The organism is Alicyclobacillus herbarius DSM 13609, assembly GCF_000430585.1.
Classification (GTDB): Bacteria; Bacillota; Bacilli; order Alicyclobacillales; family Alicyclobacillaceae; genus Alicyclobacillus_G; species Alicyclobacillus_G herbarius.
The window spans coordinates 14,586-32,013 of record NZ_AUMH01000012.1 but is presented as its reverse complement, the minus strand read 5'-3'; the positions used below and the strand labels follow the sequence as shown (position 1 = coordinate 32,013).

12 protein-coding genes are annotated in these 17,428 nt (G+C 58.7%); 1 reads left to right on the top strand and 11 read right to left on the bottom strand.

Features of this window, described 5'->3' with window-relative positions:
- Positions 1-23: 23 nt before the first annotated feature.
- The 4 genes from H522_RS0109580 to H522_RS18640 all read right to left on the bottom strand — a co-directional run bounded on the left by H522_RS0109580 (position 24) and on the right by H522_RS18640 (position 4,580).
- Positions 24-959, bottom strand: coding sequence for an ROK family protein (locus tag H522_RS0109580; RefSeq protein WP_035453356.1), 936 nt, complete (start codon positions 957-959; stop codon positions 24-26).
- A gap of 44 nt (positions 960-1,003) precedes the next feature.
- Positions 1,004-1,516 carry an NUDIX domain-containing protein gene (locus H522_RS18645; protein WP_051344123.1) on the bottom strand — a complete coding sequence of 171 codons (513 nt, stop codon included), beginning with the start codon at positions 1,514-1,516 and terminating at the stop codon, positions 1,004-1,006.
- A gap of 336 nt (positions 1,517-1,852) precedes the next feature.
- Positions 1,853-2,824 carry a thioredoxin-disulfide reductase gene (trxB, locus tag H522_RS0109570; protein ID WP_026962143.1) on the bottom strand — a complete coding sequence of 324 codons (972 nt, stop codon included), beginning with the start codon at positions 2,822-2,824 and terminating at the stop codon, positions 1,853-1,855.
- Between the two features lie 28 nt (positions 2,825-2,852).
- Positions 2,853-4,580: a tetratricopeptide repeat protein gene (locus H522_RS18640; protein WP_051344122.1), complete on the bottom strand. Its 1,728-nt coding sequence runs from the start codon at positions 4,578-4,580 to the stop codon at positions 2,853-2,855.
- A gap of 217 nt (positions 4,581-4,797) precedes the next feature.
- On the opposite strand from H522_RS18640, the gene argS reads away from it, so the two are divergent.
- A complete protein-coding gene (gene argS / locus H522_RS0109560; RefSeq protein WP_026962142.1) occupies positions 4,798-6,501 on the top strand; it encodes an arginine--tRNA ligase in 1,704 nt (567 codons plus the stop codon).
- A 148-nt stretch (positions 6,502-6,649) separates the two neighbouring features.
- On the opposite strand, the gene hprK is transcribed toward argS, so the two are convergent.
- The 7 genes from hprK to H522_RS0109525 all read right to left on the bottom strand — a co-directional run bounded on the left by hprK (position 6,650) and on the right by H522_RS0109525 (position 17,423).
- On the bottom strand, positions 6,650-7,591 hold the full coding sequence (gene hprK, locus H522_RS0109555) for an HPr(Ser) kinase/phosphatase (protein ID WP_026962141.1): 942 nt from the start codon (positions 7,589-7,591) through the stop codon (positions 6,650-6,652).
- A 167-nt stretch (positions 7,592-7,758) separates the two neighbouring features.
- Complete coding sequence (locus H522_RS0109550; protein WP_026962140.1) at positions 7,759-8,892, bottom strand: ABC transporter ATP-binding protein; 1,134 nt, start codon at positions 8,890-8,892, stop codon at positions 7,759-7,761.
- A 167-nt stretch (positions 8,893-9,059) separates the two neighbouring features.
- Positions 9,060-10,172 (bottom strand): PucR family transcriptional regulator, encoded by a 1,113-nt coding sequence (locus H522_RS22120; protein WP_026962139.1) that lies wholly within the window; start codon positions 10,170-10,172, stop codon positions 9,060-9,062.
- Positions 10,172-13,060: an excinuclease ABC subunit UvrA gene (uvrA, locus tag H522_RS0109540; RefSeq protein WP_026962138.1), complete on the bottom strand. Its 2,889-nt coding sequence runs from the start codon at positions 13,058-13,060 to the stop codon at positions 10,172-10,174. The genes H522_RS22120 and uvrA overlap by 1 nt, the downstream gene beginning before the upstream one ends.
- 70 nt (positions 13,061-13,130) lie before the next feature.
- Complete coding sequence (gene uvrB, locus H522_RS0109535) at positions 13,131-15,122, bottom strand: excinuclease ABC subunit UvrB (RefSeq protein WP_425387015.1); 1,992 nt, start codon at positions 15,120-15,122, stop codon at positions 13,131-13,133.
- 155 nt (positions 15,123-15,277) lie between these two features.
- On the bottom strand, positions 15,278-16,267 hold the full coding sequence (locus H522_RS18635) for an SPL family radical SAM protein (protein ID WP_051344121.1): 990 nt from the start codon (positions 16,265-16,267) through the stop codon (positions 15,278-15,280).
- Between the two features lie 238 nt (positions 16,268-16,505).
- Entirely contained in the window at positions 16,506-17,423 is a 918-nt protein-coding gene (locus tag H522_RS0109525; RefSeq protein WP_026962136.1) for an ROK family protein, read from the bottom strand.
- Positions 17,424-17,428: the final 5 nt, after the last annotated feature.

Sequence of the window (17,428 nt, the reverse complement as noted above, 5' to 3'; positions counted from 1 at the left end):
GGCTCGGCTCTGCCACTTTACACCTAGGCCCCAAACGACTGCGCAGCAAGGCGTGCGGCGCCCACGACCCCGGCGTCATTCTCTAAGGTCGCGAGCCGAATGTCTGTGCCTTCATGGACCCGTGATGCCGAGTATTCCACGAACGCCTCCCGCACCGGCCGCAACAGCTCCTCACCGGCTTTCGAGACGCCGCCGCCGACGACAATCACGTCCGGGTTCATCACCGTCGCCGTGATGGCTAACCCGTATCCTAGCCAATGCCCAGCATCCCAGATGATGCCTGCCGCAACTTTGTTCCCCGACTCTGCCAAGGCAAAGATCGGTTGGGCCCCATCTATCTCCACGTCAGCCGGAAGTTCACCGATAGACTGCAATCGCTTCGCTTCTCGCACCAACGCCGTGGCGGAGGCGAGCGTCTCCATACAGCCGTGGTTGCCACAGTTGCACAGCAACCCGCCCGGCCGTATGACAATATGCCCAATTTCCCCGGCCGATCCGTTCACGCCGCGATAAATTTTCCCGTCGATGACAATCCCGGCGCCAATGCCGGTTCCTACGGTCACGCATAGCGCCGTGTGCGCCCCGGCGCCCGCCCCTTTCCAGGCCTCGCCCAAGCCAGCCACGTTCGCATCGTTGTCGATACAAACGGGTTTGCCGAGGGCCTCTTCTAGGTACCTGCGCAGGGGCACATTGTGCCAACCCAAGTTGACCGCTTCGACAATCACGTCCCCGTCCAAGAATGCAGGTACCCCGACCCCAACGCCCCGTACCTGGTCCGTCGTAATCCCTGCCTGACGACAAACCTCCGCCAAGTTATCCCGCAGACGCTGCGCCAAGTCCTCAAATCCACGTTCCGCCTTGGTCGCGAACTCGCGTTTAGCAACAATTTCCCCATATGCATCTACAATGGCCGTCTTTACTGACGTGCCGCCGACGTCAACCCCATAGTACCAGCTCACCAGTCCCTTCAGACTCCTCTCAACCAACTACTGGTAAGTTCAAATTACCGCAGGCCAATCTCCAAGGCCGCAGCGATATCCGTTTCTGGCAGCAGACGCCAGTCGAGCAGCTGATGTTCTGCTGTGTAGCGGAATTTCCCGTAGAAAAGCGTATCCAAACCTTGCGCGTCAGCCCGCAGAACCGCCTCGACCATACGGCGATCCCCCTCATTCATCGGCTGATGCGCAACTTCCTCCGGTTTGACGATAGCAACATGTCCTTCTTTGGACTGAGTGAGCAGGTTGCCAGTGGCCCGCGCTGCGGAGAATTGAATAATGGCCTGTTCCCGCCCTTCGACGTCCGGCCCCGGCTCAATCTGCACAAGGTGAATCCCGCGCAGACGCAGATCCTGCACCGCCAACCCCGTTTCCTCCAAAACCTCGCGAGCAGCCGCCTCAATCCAAATCTCTCCCGGATCCACCTTGCCTCCCGGAAGGTACCACCATCCGCGGCGCGGCTTTTGGATCATGACAATGCCACCCTGCCAGTACACACAGCAGTTGACGATGATCTGCACGCCCCTCACCCCTCCGCAACTAGCATATCACGGCGCAGTCGGAGGGCTCAAACCATAAACGCAGGGTGAAACCTCGTGATATTTGTTGACGTGTGGCTCTGGGAAGAGTGGGTCTTGACAGCTTCAAACTAGACGGGTTTTCGCTCTGGCTCACCTTGTCCAATGAGCAACAAGCTATACGAAAAAAGCAAAAAAAGCGGCGCCGAAGTCCGGCGCCCAACAAGCATCTATATCAATAAGGGGGTCAAATGTGATGCATCTTTATCCTACAACGGTCATATTTCATGCGTATTACATCCGCTTTAAAAATGTGTGACACCATGAATTTTCTTTTCGTCAATGCTCGGCGGCCACTTCACTGGGCCGTGCGGACGCCTTATCGTCCACATCATTCCCGTCCGCTAGGGACTCCACGTAGTGGTATGCGGACATCGCCGCAATCGCACCGTCTGAAGCCGCCGTGATGATTTGCCGCAGCCCTTTGGCCCGCACGTCCCCGGCTGCGAACACACCTGGAATCGACGTCTTCATGTCCTCGTCCGTGACGACATAGCCCCCCTCATCGAGAATGGGGCTGTCCTTAAGGAACGAAGTGATAGGGTCGAATCCGATGTAGATGAACAAGCCGTCCACGTTCAAAGTCTGCTCTTCGCCGGTCTCGACATGCTGGATGCGGATACCGGTCACCTTGTTCTCGCCCAACACCTCAACGACTTGATGGTTCCAAATGAACTCCATCTTTTCATTCTCAAACGCGCGTTTTTGCAAGATGGGCTGCGCACGCAGTTTATCCCGCCTGTGAATCAGTGTCACCTTCTCGCCAAACCGCGTCAGGAAGACGCCCTCTTCACAAGCACTATCGCCACCGCCAACGACGGCAATCTGCTTATTGCGGAAAAACGCGCCATCGCACACCGCACACCAACTGACACCGCGGCCAGACAGCTTGTCTTCACCCGGAATGCCCAAGCGGCGCGGGGTAGCGCCAGTGGCGATAATGACAGATTTTGCGGTCAGCTCCCCTTCACTGGTATAGACCCGTTTCGGCTGCCCTTCCAGGTCCACGCGTTCAACCTCGGCCATCTTGAACTCAACTCCCAGCGCGTCTGCATGCTCGCGCATCGATTCCGACAGCTCTGGCCCGAGGATCATCTTGATACCGGTGTAGTTCTCCACCTCTTGTGTATTCTGCATCTGTCCGCCAGGCAGGCCGCGCTCGACGATAAGCGTCTTCAGATTCGCGCGTGCCGCGTACACACCCGCAGAAAGTCCTGCCGGACCGCCACCAATGATAATGACGTCGTACATACATCCACCCCCAGCTCCAGCTGCGAATTTATCCTTCAAACAAGGGCTGCAAACGCACGGCCGCCTTGCGCACCGAAGAAATGGATACCCCATAACGCAGCGCAGCATCCTTCTGCCGTATTTTCAGCCCGTCTATCTTCAACTGGCAATAGTATAATCCAGCTGCCCAGATTTCGGGTTTCACCATGCGCACATCATCTCGTAGAAAGAGACGGCGAAGAAACGTGAGCCACACTCGCTTGGCCTTCGCCAAGGATTCCTCGCCAACGTGTTCGGAAAGGCCGAACTCGGTCAATTGCCAGACGCGCTGCCACAAAGGCTCCGCCTCCAAGAGCAGGTCCCACGGCAGCTCGCGCAGCTTTGCCGTATGCATTTGCCCGTCTTGATACCATTCTACGTCGGCTTGATCATCACACGTCTTTAGGGCACAAAGAGCCGCCGCCTTGAGGGCCCAGTCGATGTCGGCCCGTTTCACAAACAAGCGCAAGGCCTGTTGCGCATCCTCGTCGCCGATGAGCGCCAGGGTGCGAATCACCGCTTTGCGCGTCACGGACGTACCGTGTCGCAGTCCCCAATACAGGGACGCCCTGAGCAGTGCGTCATCCCGCCACTCTGACGGATTGGCTTGACGAAGGCGCTCCTTCATCGCCCGCAACTGCTGCTGCAGCGGATAGTCGTACTGGTAACTGACGCGCAGGAGCGGCTGTCCATGGGCAATGGCCGCCTCTACCTTATCTAAGTAGTAACGCGCCACTTCGTGCATCCCCGGCGATTGGCACAGTGCCTGCCAATACCGGCGCGCCGTCCGCAGTCGACCCGAGTTGGCCGCAGCCGCCGCCAACGAATGCAGCAAAATCGGTTCCACTTCGTCGACCAAACGCGCCAAGCCACGAAAGATCCGGTACGCCGTATCATGCTCTCCGACAATCCCCAGTGTCGTGGCCACCTTCATCGCCTGGTCGTAGTGCAACGGGAACACCTTTTTCAGCCGCTCGATGCAGTGATATAGGCGCAATACCGGCCCGCAACGGGCGCAGAAGATGGCCAGGTTGCACAAGGCGTGAATGTTGTCCGGTTCAGTTTCCAGGACCGCCTCCGCGGTGGCGATAGCCTTATCGTAATGACCCGTGTAATAGTAGGCGAGCGACAAGTTGTTTCGTGCCGCCAGGTTGTCCGGCTCCTGTACCAGCAACTGCTCCAGGCATTCGACCGCCGCCTCAAACTGGCCGTCCTCCAACAACTGGCGGCCGTCGCGGCGGGCGGCTGCCCGCTCCTGCTCAATCGCCCGCGCCTTCCACGTTTCGTATACCTTGCCGCCGCCGAACTCTTCGACGAGAATCGTCAGCATTTCGCGGGCTTCCTGGGCGAATTCCCCGTCCGGATCAGCATCCAGATAGCGCAGCACGTACTCTTCCGCAGCTTCGTAATCGCCCATGTTGGCGTAGTTGTTTGCCATGTAGAACTGGCACTCCACCATCGACGGGTCTAAGTCATGCAAAATATGAAGAAGAATCCGATTGGATTCCTCAAAATTCCCAAGCTCAGATAAAACGCCAGCCAAGTTACAATGGTTGACCGGATTGTCCGGCTCGTATTCCACGGTCTTGCGAAACGCCCGCAGGGCTTTTTCCAGGTTGTTGCGCTCCAGATACGTGAGTCCCCGCTCCAAGAAGAAATCAGCGTCGTGCCGCAGGGAAATCACATTTCCTCGTCGATCCGCCTGAACCTGGTTGTCCGATGTGGCCGTTCGTTTCACGTGACCACCTCCCGTGCGATTGCCCGCGGTCCATCCAGACTGTACAAAGTTATGTGAACCACCGGAGTGTGACTGCAGTATACCACACTGCTGGAAACGGGTGAAGGCGGCTGGGAACCCGGACATGACCATGGTATAATTCTAGAATTATGACATGCGGCAGGCCAGTGTTTTGCCTGGACGGCTTGCCTCTCGGATGGTTGGAGGAGATAATCGGATGAAATCACAAAAACATGCCGTCGCGGAGTGCGCGGCACCGATTCTCGGGGCGTCGGCGGACGAGATCGCGGCTTTGATTGAATACCCACCGCAGCCGGAAATGGGCGACCTGGCGCTGCCCTGTTTTCGGTTTTCCAAGCAGCTGCGCAAAAGCCCGCAGGTGATTGCCGCTGAGGTCGCGGAGGCGCTGCGCGCAAGTGGTCGCTTCACCGCGGTTGACGTGGCCGGTGCTTACGTCAACATTCGACTGAATCGCGCCCAAGTGGCCAGCGAGTTTGTCGAACTGGCGCTGCGCGACCCGGAATCCTTGTTTTCGTCCCACCGTCATCGCGGTGAAACGGCGGCGATTGACTATTCATCCCCCAATATCGCCAAGCCGTTCGGTGTAGGGCATCTGCGCTCAACGATGATTGGCCAGTCCCTGGCGCGAATGATGCGCGCTGACGGCTTTACGGTCGTCGGGGTCAACCACTTGGGTGATTGGGGCACCCAGTTTGGTAAGAACATCGCCGCCTACCTGCGCTGGGGTGACGAGGAGACGGTTCGCAAAAACCCGGTGCGGGAACTGCTGCGCCTGTACGTCCGTTTCCACGAAGAGGCGGAGAACAATCCTGAACTCGAAGAGGAAGGGCGTACCTGGTTCAAGAAACTCGAAGAGGGCGACGAACAGGCGGTCCGTTTATGGCGGTGGTTTATCGACGAAAGCCTCAAAGCATTCCGACAGACGTATGACCTTTTGGGTGTGGAATTTGATCATTACCTTGGCGAAAGCTTCTACAACGACAAGATGCAGGCGGTCATCGTTGAACTGCGGGCCAAAAACCTGCTTGTAGAAAGCCAAGGCGCGGAAGTCGTCGACTTGTCGGACGTGGACATGCCTCCGTGCATCATCGTCAAGTCGGACGGGACCAGCATCTACGCAACGCGCGACCTGGCGGCCGCCATCTACCGGCATGACGTCCTCGGGGCCAACCACCTAATTTACGTCGTTGGGGCGGAACAAAAACTCCACTTTGCCCAGGTGTTTGAGGTGCTGCGCCGGATGGGCCGGACGTGGGCGGATAACTGCCGACATGTCGCGTTCGGGTTGATGAAATACAACGGCAAGCGCCTGTCCACCCGCCGTGGTCAGGTGGTCTACCTGGAAGACGTGCTGGAGCAGGCGATTGGCGAAGCCAGGCGGATTATTGAAGAAAAGAATCCGTCCTTGCCGAACAAGGAGCAGGTGGCCAAGGATGTGGGCATCGGCGCGGTCATCTTCAACGACCTAAAGAACTACCGCATGCATGAGGTAGACTTCCGGTTTGAGGACGTCCTCAACTTTGACGGCGAGACAGGCCCGTATGTGCAGTACACGCATGCGCGGGCGTGCAGCGTTCTGCGCAAGGCCGAGTCGGAAGGCGTACAGGTACCGGAGCAGGTTTCCTTCACAGAGGTCACAGAAAGCGAATGGACGTTAGTGCGGCTGTTTGCGCAGGCCAACGAGGTGTTTGAACGCGCGCTGGAAGATATGGATCCATCCCAGGTTGCACGATACGCGCTGGATGTTTGCCACGCGTTCAACCGCTTCTACCACGACGCCCCGATTCTGGCTGCGGACGCGCCGCTGCGCGGCCAGCGCCTGGCCCTCACCGACGCCACACGCCGGGTGCTCGCGTTTAGCCTGTACCTGCTCGGCCTCAAGGCACCGGAAGCGATGTGAGTTGGAATCCGTGGGTTCTCCATAAGTAAAAGTTGCTTATTTCACCCAAAATCATACAACGGCCTAAATCGCCTTGCAGGCGCTCACCCTCCAATTGTGATGGATGAGCGCCTGTCAATCCTGAATAGAAATCCACATAACGGCGGTTTTATGGGCGATTCTCCGCCATAATCGCTTGCGTCAACTGGTCGGAAAACTCCCGGGCCGCATTGTAACCCAATACTTTCAATCGATAATTCATCGCCGCCACCTCAATGATGACCGCCAGGTTGCGGCCTGGACGCACTGGGATGGTCAGGGACGGCAACTCCGTATCCAAAATGCGGACCTTTTCTTCATCAATGCCGAGTCGGTCATACGCCACATCCTCGCGCCAGGCCTCCAAGTGAATGACCATCGCCAGCTTCTTATGGGTCCGCACGGCTCCGGCCCCAAATAACGTCATTGCATTGAGAACTCCCAACCCGCGAATCTCCAATAGGTGCTGCAGCAGCTCCGGCGCGCTCCCGACCAGCGTGTTGTCGGAGATTTGGCGAATGACCACGGCGTCGTCAGCCACCAGCCGATGCCCGCGTTTGACCAGCTCCAGCGCCGTCTCACTTTTCCCGATCCCGCTCGATCCGGTGATTAAGATGCCAATGCCGTAGACGTCGACCAGGACACCATGCACTAGCGTCTCCGGTGCCAATCGGGCCTCAAGAAAGCTTGAAATGACCGCCGCCGCACGCGTCGTTACCATGTCGGTACCAAGCACCGCCAATCCACGGCTCTCCGCCTCTCGGAGCAAGGCCTCCGGCGGCGTTTGTCCGCGCGAAACCACCACGCACGGCGTTTGGTCATAAGAACAAAAAGCAAACAACCGCAGCGCCTGTTCGCGGCTGTCCATGCCCGCCAAGAAAGACAGCTCGGTCCGTCCCAAGAGCTGAATCCGGTCCGCCGGATGGTACTTCAAGTATCCGGCCAATGCCAGCCCTGGACGATTAATGTCTATCGTCGAAACCAGTCGTCCAAAGTCCGCATCCTCGGTGAACACGCGCAGATTGAGCCCGTCCACCAGTTCTGCGACACTCACCCCTCGCTCTTTGCTCAACCTTCGTCACCTCTTCCAGCGCCGTACGTCAGGCCTACTGTACCCGCACGCGTAGGCCCACTCGAACAGAATGCCGGCCCACATGGCGGGCCGGCCGGACACTCCGAATCGATCCGTATGTTTATTGTGACACGGAGCACGAAGGGAGAGCAATGCCCTCGTAAGGATTACGCATGCTGCAACTGCCGCTGCAAGGGCACCGCTTCTTCCGTCTCCGCGTCGAAGATGTGAATCTTGTTGCCATCCAGCGCCAGCTTAATTTCGTCGCCCGGCTGGGCTTGACTGCGCGCGCTGATGCGGGCCACAATCGACTGACCACCCTTGTTGGTGTGCAGGTACAACTCCGACCCCATATTCTCGACGACCTCCACTCGGGCCGTAAACGCTGTGTCCGGATAGGCGGACAAGAACACTTCTTCATTATGCAGGTCTTCCGGGCGAATACCAAGCACGACCGCCTTGCCGATAACCCCAGCGTCGCGCAGTGCCGGGTACCGTCCCTCTGGAATCAGGAGGCTCAATTCAGGCGCCCGGAAGTAAACCTTGCCGCCCTCCTCCACCAGATCCCCACGCAGGAAGTTCATGGCAGGGGAACCGATGAATCCAGCGACGAATAGGTTTGCCGGATAGTTGTAGACGTTTTGCGGCGTGTCGACTTGCTGAATGACCCCGTCCCGCATGACCACAATCCGGTCGCCCATCGTCATGGCTTCCGTCTGGTCGTGTGTAACGTAGACGACCGTGGTCTGAATCCGCTGGTGCAGCTTACGGATTTCGGCACGCATCTGGACACGCAGCTTCGCGTCCAGGTTGGACAGAGGTTCGTCCATCAAGAACACCTGTGGCTCGCGGACGATGGCGCGCCCTAAAGCAACACGCTGCCGTTGACCACCAGAGAGCGCTTTCGGCTTGCGGTCGAGCAAATGCTCAATATCGAGAATCCGCGCGGCCTCACGTACGCGCTGGTCGATTTCGGCCTTGGGCACCTTGCGTAACTTCAAACCAAAAGCCATGTTCTGATACACGCTCATATGCGGGTACAACGCGTAGTTCTGGAACACCATCGCGATGTCCCGGTCTTTCGGAGCGACATCGTTGACGCGTCGGCCACCGATGTACAAATCACCTTCGGAAATGTCCTCCAGCCCTGCAATCATGCGCAGGGTCGTGGTCTTTCCGCAGCCCGACGGACCGACGAAAACCACAAATTCCTTGTCCTGAATGTCCAGGTTAAAGTTCTTAACGGCGGTCACTTCATTATTGTAACGCTTGTAGATGTTCTTCAGAATGACTTCTGCCATGCTGCACCCTCCTCAGGGACTAAAACGGTTTCACATGAAACGTGAGAAATCCGACAAGTTCCGCTTGTTTTCGAATATATCAACCCATGTCCAAAAACCCAATGAACAAGTTGCCTGAATCGGTGACAAGGCATTGGGCAGATTGCCTAGAGTGCCGTTTTCAACCCTTAACGATGACGAAGGAATAATTGAGCCAAGTAGAGAGTCATCGCATCGGCAAAGTTCCGCGGGTCGTACCCGGTCAGATCCCGAATCCGATCAATCCGGTGCAGCAGCGTATTGCGATGTAGGTACAACAGTCGAGCCGCCTCGCTGACGTTCAAGTTGGCGTGTACCAACCCAACCAAGGCCGCCTGCAGGTCGTCCGGCAGGGCACATGTTTCCACCTCGGACGCGGCTGCGTGCAGCCTCATGGCCATTGCCTGCAGGAACATCTGGATGGACGAATTCGTCTGGATGACCAGCAGGGTGTCCAACGGGTTTTCCTGCCAAATGTATAAACGGTTCGACCCATGCATCAGGTGACGTCTCTGCCAAGTCAGAACGGTCGTATAAAGGGCGAAGGGGAGGTCTTCGGCGCTGCAAGCCAGTGCCCCAACCGCCGCCTCATAGGCCACAAACAGGTCAGCACCGAAAGCCTGGAGAAGCTGTGTTAGGCGGCACCGCATCTCGGTCAAATCTAGCCCAGATGGGATACCGTCCGCCGCCCCTTTGGGCGTCGGAACGCCCTCACCGATGGCCGGCCAAAACAACCACACGCCTGCCGATCCGTCATCCAGCGTCAGCCAACCGGCCTCCACCGTCTCGTTCACTTCATGGACGACCTCCATCAACAGCGCTTGGATGTCGTCCTCATCCTCGCGCCGAGACGCCGGATGCACCGGATACGGCTGCAGCCAGATCAGACGACCCGCTTCCGCACGGAACGGCCATTGTGGTGCGGCCGCAAGTGGACGCGCCAGCGCCGCCACGGTCTCGTCCGGACACGTTTGCAACCGACGGCGGAGCTCCGCTTCAAGCCACCGGTAGCCCGTTTCTCCTTCCTCTGCCGCCCATTGGTGGACAAGCCAGGTTAAGGTCAATCTCGTCACTTCGTCCGGCGCCCGGTCAAAACGGGCAAACACCGCGTCGTCCAGGTGTAGACACCAAGTGTGCCCCTGTTTCCACCAATCGCCAGGACTACGGCGCCGCTCTGGCGCAGGGTAGTGATCTAGTACCACCTTGCACCCGGTCACTTCCGCCCACTCCCATAAAGGCGCGTACCACGAACCTGCTTCCATCACGAGGTAACCCCCAGCACGGTCGCCGTCTCCTCCTGGGCTTGCCGCGCCTGTGCCCGCGCTTTGTCGCGCTGCAGGATAGGGGCCAGAAACTTGCCCGTCCACGACCGCTCCACCTGACAGACCTCTTCGGGCGTTCCGGTTGCCACCAGTTCACCGCCCTGGTCGCCACCTTCAGGCCCCAGGTCAATCAGATAGTCGGCCGTCTTGATGACATCCAGGTTGTGTTCAATGACCAATACCGTGTCACCCGCGTCAACCAAACGATGTAGCACGGCCAGCAGCTTCTCAATGTCGGCCACGTGTAACCCCGTGGTGGGTTCGTCCAGGATGTACAAGGTGCGTCCATTGCTGCGACGATGCAACTCGGAAGCCAGCTTAACCCGCTGCGCCTCGCCGCCGGAGAGGGTGGTTGCCGGCTGCCCGAGTCGAATGTAACCAAGCCCTACGTCCTCTAACGTTTGCAGCTTGCGCTGGATGCGCGGAATGTTTTCGAAAAACTTCAGCGCATCGCTGACCGTCATGTCGAGGACCTCGGCGATGTTCTTGCCCTTGTAGCGTACTTCCAGGGTTTCCCGGTTGTAGCGTTTGCCTTTGCAAACCTCGCACGGAACGTAGACATCCGGCAGAAAGTGCATCTCAATCTTGATGATGCCATCTCCCCGGCACGCCTCGCAGCGGCCGCCGCGCACGTTGAAGCTGAAGCGCCCCTTCTTGTAGCCGCGCATCTTCGCCTCGTTGGTCGTGGCAAACAGGTCCCGGATGTCATCGAAGACTCCCGTGTAGGTGGCTGGATTGGACCGCGGCGTGCGCCCGATAGGCGATTGGTCGATGTCCACCACCTTGTCTAGGTGCTCAAGCCCATCGATGCCGTCGCAGGCACCCGGGCGCACGCGCGCGCGATTCAAGTCACGCGCCAAGGTCTTGTACACAATCTCATTGACAAACGTCGACTTGCCGGACCCCGACACCCCGGTCACACACGTGAATACCCCAATCGGAATCTTAACGTTGATTTTTTTCAGGTTGTTCTCCCGCGCCTTTTTGACCTTCAGCCAGCGCCCGTTTGGCTTCCGTCGTTTTTCCGGGACCGGAATGAATCGTTTGCCGGACAGGTACTGTCCCGTCAACGACCGTTCGTCCGCCATGACCTCCTGCGGCGTTCCGGCGCTTACGACGCGTCCCCCTAAGTCACCCGCTCCGGGTCCCATATCGATGATGTAATCCGCAGCAAGCATGGTGTCTTCGTCATGCTCCACGACAATCAGGGTATTGCCCAAGTCGCGCATGTGCTCCAACGTCCGGATGAGCCGTTCATTATCCCGTTGATGCAAGCCGATGCTCGGCTCGTCCAGGATATAGAGTACACCCATCAGGCTTGATCCCAGCTGCGTCGCTAGGCGAATACGTTGTGCCTCGCCGCCGGATAAGGTCCCGGCGGATCGACTCAAGGTCAAATACTCCAACCCGACGTCACGCAGAAACCCGAGTCGGGAAGAGATCTCGCGCAGAATCAAGCGGGCAATCGCGGCCTCTTTTTCGCTCAACTCGAGGTGGGCGAAGAAGGACAGCGCATCTTGAACCGATAGGTCGGTCACTTCGGCGATATCCTTGCCGCCCACCTTGACCGCAAGGCTCTCCGGCCGCAGCCGCTTGCCGCGGCACGCCGGACACGGGCTCGCAGCCATGAACTCCTCGATAAACTCGCGAATCGAGTCGGATGACGTATCGCGGTAACGACGCTCCAGGTTCGGGATGACTCCTTCAAACGGAATCTCCGCCGTCTTTGTCTGGCCAAAGTCGTTTTCGTAGGTGAATCGGATCTTCTGTCCGTTGCCGTATAACAATTTGTCCAGCTGGTCGGAGGGAATCTCCGCCACTGGGACATCCATGTCGATGCCGAAGGTGCGGCAGGCAGCGGCTAACAGCTGGGGATAATACGTAGAAAAACTGCCGGCCCACGGGGCAATTGCTCCATCCGCAATCGATCGAGTCTTGTCGGGGATGACCAGCGCTTTATCCACTTCCATGTGCACGCCCAGACCCGAGCAGGCCTCGCACGCCCCAAACGGACTGTTAAAGGAGAACATCCGGGGCGCCAGCTCACCGACGCTGAATCCACAGTTCGGGCAGGCCAGGTTCTGGCTGAACAACAGCTCCTCCCCATCGCGCATCAGGTCAATGAGGACAATCCCGCCCGCCAGACCCAGGGCCGTCTCCAACGAATCGGCCAAACGAGCCCCCACATCCGGCCGAATGATAATCCGGTCGACGACCACCTCGATGTTGTGCTTGCGGTTTTTCTCCAGTTGAATCGGTTCTCCCACTTCGTGCGTCTGGCCATCCACCCGCACGCGCACGTACCCACTCTTCTTCAGGTCCTCAAGCAGCTTCTGGTGTTCCCCTTTGCGACCGCGGACGACCGGAGCCAACACCTGCAGGCGCGTCCCTTCCGGATAGGCCAGCAGACGGTCCACCATCTGTTCCACCGTCTGCGACGTGATGGGAATGTGACAATTCGGGCAGTACGGCCGGCCGACTCGGGCAAACAAGAGGCGCAGGTAGTCGTAGATCTCTGTCACCGTGCCGACCGTGGAACGCGGGTTGCGGCTGGTCGTTTTTTGGTCGATGGAAATCGCCGGTGATAGACCGTCAATCGAATCGACGTCCGGCTTGTCCATCTGTCCAAGAAACTGCCGCGCATAGGCGGACAGCGACTCCACGTAGCGGCGCTGTCCCTCCGCGTAGATGGTATCAAAGGCGAGCGAGGACTTGCCCGATCCGCTCAGTCCAGTGACCACCACGAATTTGTCACGCGGAATCGACACGTCGATGTTTTTTAAGTTGTGGGCTCGTGCCCCTTTGACGACGATACGATCTTGTGACATCCCAAGCCTCCTCATTTCTACCCGAGCTTATCCGGACACGCACAATCAGCCGCTCGGCGCTGTCTCCGCGTCAGGCAGACACCGATTCGGACAACTCGACAATCATGTCGCGCAGCTCGGCAGCCCGTTCAAACTGCAACTGCTTGGCAGCCTCTTTCATTTCCTTCTCCAGCTTCTGAATCAACGACTTGCGGTCTTTCGCCGACATCTTATGCGCCTGTTCCACAACGCTGATGTATTCCGACTTCTCTTCCGCAGCTCGCGTGGCCTCAATCACATCGCGCACCGCTTTTTGAATCGTTTGCGGGGTAATGCCGTGCGCCTCGTTGTACGCCTGTTGCTTGCGCCGACGCCGCTCCGTCTCCTCAATCGCCACCCGCATCGATTCGGTGATCTGGTCCGCATACATGATAACCTGGCCATGCGCGTTGCGGGCTGCGCGGCCAATCGTCTGAATAAGCGAGCGCTCCGCGCGCAGGAAGCCTTCCTTGTCCGCGTCCAGGATAGCCACCAGCGACACCTCTGGCAAGTCCAAGCCTTCCCGCAGGAGGTTGATGCCCACCAGGACGTCGAACGTGCCCAGACGCAACTCGCGGAGGATCTTCATCCGCTCAATGGTCTTAATGTCCGAGTGCAGATACCGAACCTTGATGCCCAATTCCTTCAGGTAGTCGGTCAGGTCTTCGGCCATCTTCTTGGTCAGCGTGGTCACGAGCACCCGCTCGTCGCGGCGGATGCGCTGGTTGATCTCGCCCACCAAGTCATCAATCTGGCCCTTAATGGGCCGGACAAAGATCTCCGGATCGAGCAATCCGGTCGGGCGGATGATTTGCTCGACCAACTGCTGCTGGTGCTCCAGTTCATACGGTCCTGGCGTTGCCGAGACAAAGATGACCTGGCCGAGACGCTGCTCAAACTCCTCGAATGTCAAGGGCCGGTTGTCCGCGGCAGACGGCAGCCGGAAGCCGTGCGAGATCAGCGTTTCCTTGCGCGTCCGGTCGCCACCGTACATCCCCCGCACCTGTGGCAGAGTCACGTGGGATTCATCAATTAAAGTCAAAAAGTCGTCCGGAAAGTAGTCGAGGAGGGTATGCGGCGGCTCCCCGGCAGCCCGCCCCTCCAAGTGCCGGGAGTAGTTCTCAATGCCAGAACAGTAGCCTATCTCCAGCATCATCTCAATGTCATAGTTTGTGCGCTGTTCCAGTCGCTGTGCCTCCAACAGTTTTCCCTCGCCGCGCAGCTCTTCCAGCCGCTCGGCCAACTCCTGACGGATGCGCTCAATCGCCCGCTCCAACCGTTCACGCGAGGTGACAAAGTGAGAGGCTGGGTAAATCCCCACGTGCTCCCGCACACCCAACACCTCACCGGTCAACACGTCAATCTCCGTGATACGGTCAATCTCATCGCCAAACAATTCCACGCGAATCGCCTGTTCGCCGCGTGAAGCCGGAAAGATTTCCACCGTGTCGCCACGCACGCGAAACGTGCCGCGGGTGAAATTGATGTCATTGCGCTCGTACTGCATATCGACCAGCCGGCGCAGGATATCGTCGCGGCTGCGCACCATACCCGTGCGGAGTGACAGCACGTGGCCGCGGTACTCGTCCGGATCGCCCAAACCGTAGATGGCCGAGACACTGGCCACCACGATGACGTCCCGGCGTTCCAACAGGGACGCGGTCGCCGAGTGGCGCAGTTTGTCGATCTCGTCATTGATCTTGGCATCCTTTTCGATATACGTATCGGTCGACGGAATGTACGCCTCCGGCTGATAATAGTCGTAATAACTCACGAAATACTCGACCGCGTTGTTTGGAAAGAACTCTTTAAACTCAGCCGCCAGCTGCGCGGCAAGCGTCTTGTTATGTGCAATGACCAAGGTCGGCCGATTGACCCGGGCCACGATATTCGCCATCGTGAACGTTTTCCCAGATCCGGTAACACCTAACAGAGTTTGGTAACGCAAGTTGGATTCCAGTCCACGGACTAGCTGCTCAATCGCCTCCGGCTGATCGCCGGTCGGTTTGTAGTCCGAAACCAGTTCAAAACGACCGTTGTCGATGGACAACACGGATCGCCCCTCTTGTAGTGAGTGTCCGCATGCCTCACTTACATGCCGAGCACATCACGGGAAATGCCGCGGCACCCTGCCACGGCGTACTGTCTTTATGTTACCATAACGACAAAAGGGGAACAATTGTTCTGCACGGAAATCCTTCAGATGGGCAGCTCCAACTGCTGGCTGATCCGGGCCAAAGCCCCGTTTGTACAAGTTGTTGAACCACCGCTCCCTGCGTTTGGTGTCATGGGTGCAGACTCCGCCCTTGTCCGAATATACCCGCTCAGTCCAAACTCTTCCATCACGCTCTGTGCTCGCCGCAAGACCGGTCGGGCATACGTCACGGGCGGATATACCCCTCGATACAGTCGCTGGTACGGTACCACAAGTTCTGGATAACGCTGGCACAGAACCTGCATGAACCACCGCTTGACCTCGGGGGTGAGACGCAGGATGGACGGCACCAAGAAACGAGCTCCGACAACGGCCGCGGCTTCAACAACGGCCCGCAAGTGTGACATCGAGTCGGTCAGATAAGGAACGATGGGCGCTAGAAACACCCCTGCTGGGAGACCGTTGGCGACCAATTCGCGTACCGCAGTCAATCGTTTTTCGGGCGCTGGAGTCGCCGGCTCGAGATTGCGCCAGACTTGTTTATCCAGAGTATGCACGCTGATATTGATGGAATGCAAACGCATTCTCTTGAGGATGGGGAGGTCGCGAAGGATGAGCGGCGAGCGGGTCGTAATAGAGGTGGGCACCTGGTATTCCGCCAGCACCTCAAGACACTGCCGTGTAATCTGGCGCTTCGCCTCAATCGGCTGATACGGGTCCGTGGCGGTACCGATGGTCACCAGACCGATTTCTGCCGCCAAACGCTCCAAGTCGCCGCCAAGGCGGCGCAGCCTGCGCTCCAGCTGCTGCTCCAGCGCCTCCGCGGCGTTGGCTTTCACCAGAATGTTGCTGCGAAAGGAGTCATCCGCCTCCATGCCCAGGTAGGTGTGCGTCACGCGCGCGTAACAAAAGCTGCATCCGTGCGTACAACCCCGATACGGATTGATAGACCAATCGAACGGCATGCCCGGGGCAGTCACCCGGTTCATCGTCTGCTTGGTTGCAATGTCCTCGTAGATCGGCGGTTGACGCATGAGCCCCATCCCTTCTCTATATCCAGACCGTGTTCCACCACCACGGTACGCATGATACGAACATATGTTCCCATAACCCATTATACAGTGCCCTCACCGGTTTGCAAGCGTATAAAAAGGCCGGCTCATCCAAGAGCCAGCCTTGCTGTCGATTGCGTACCTATTGCCCACGTCCGTGACAACCAGCTTTGGCCGTGACGGCGTCATACCATCCCCGCCAATATAGGGGCCGAGGGCTTTACGCCTGTTCGCTAGCCAGCCACGGCAGCGCGGCGGCGCCGATGACGCCCGCCTTGGTGCCGAGGCGGGCCGGTACAATCGGCACGTCCATCCCGTAGTTCCGGCGGAAGTCGTTGTGCATGAGCGCCTCGTGGATTGCGTCAAACAGGGGCTGACCGATGCGCGCCACTCCGCCGCCGATGACAATCAGGTCCGGATCGAACAGATTGACGATGTTCACCACGCCGATGCCCAGGTAGCGAAACGCCGTGTCGAGCACCTGCCTGGCCTTGGCGTTCCCGCCTGCGGCCAAATCCGCCACTTCCTGTGCGGTCAGGCCGCGGCCGAACGCCTCGGTGGCCATGCGCGCAATCGCCGTCCCGGAGGCGACCGCCTCCAGGCAGCCCCGGTTGCCGCAGTTGCAGGGGACGCCGGACGGATCGACAATCATGTGGCCAATCTCGGCAAAACCGCCGGCCGCCCCCTGGCGCACTTGGCCGTCAATCACGACGCCACCCCCGATGCCGGTGCTGACGGTAATGTAGACCATGTTCCGACTCCCCTGACCGGCGCCAAACCGGTGCTCCGCGACGGCCGCAGCATTGGCGTCATTCTCCAGGTACACCGGCAGCCCGTACACCGCTTGCAGCTCGTCCCGCAAGGGGATGCAGTCCCACCCCGGCAGATTGGGCGGTCCCAGCACCGTGCCGGTATGCGGATTGAGCGGCCCTGGAGCGCCTACGCCGAGACCCAGAACGTTGGCGCGACCTACCCGGTTGAGCATCTCATCCACCGTGCTGCGGATGCGCTGAATGACGGCCTCCGGCCCCCTGGCGGCCAGCGTAGGCACCTCCAAGGTATGGTGCAACTCGCCCTGCTCATCGAGCACACCGGTTAAGATTTTCGTACCTCCCAAGTCAACCCCAATGCTGTACAAGGCGG

Bases quoted from the DNA above. Each gene is read 5' to 3' on its own strand.
- trxB (WP_026962143.1), bottom strand. From the start codon at position 2,824: ATGTACGACGTCATTATCATTGGTGGCGGTCCGGCAGGACTTTCTGCG.
- argS (WP_026962142.1), top strand. From the start codon at position 4,798: ATGAAATCACAAAAACATGCCGTCGCGGAGTGCGCGGCACCGATTCTC.
- H522_RS0109550 (WP_026962140.1), bottom strand. From the start codon at position 8,892: ATGGCAGAAGTCATTCTGAAGAACATCTACAAGCGTTACAATAATGAA.
- H522_RS22120 (WP_026962139.1), bottom strand. From the start codon at position 10,172: ATGGAAGCAGGTTCGTGGTACGCGCCTTTATGGGAGTGGGCGGAAGTG.
- uvrA (WP_026962138.1), bottom strand. From the start codon at position 13,060: ATGTCACAAGATCGTATCGTCGTCAAAGGGGCACGAGCCCACAACTTA.
- H522_RS18635 (WP_051344121.1), bottom strand. From the start codon at position 16,267: ATGCGTCAACCGCCGATCTACGAGGACATTGCAACCAAGCAGACGATG.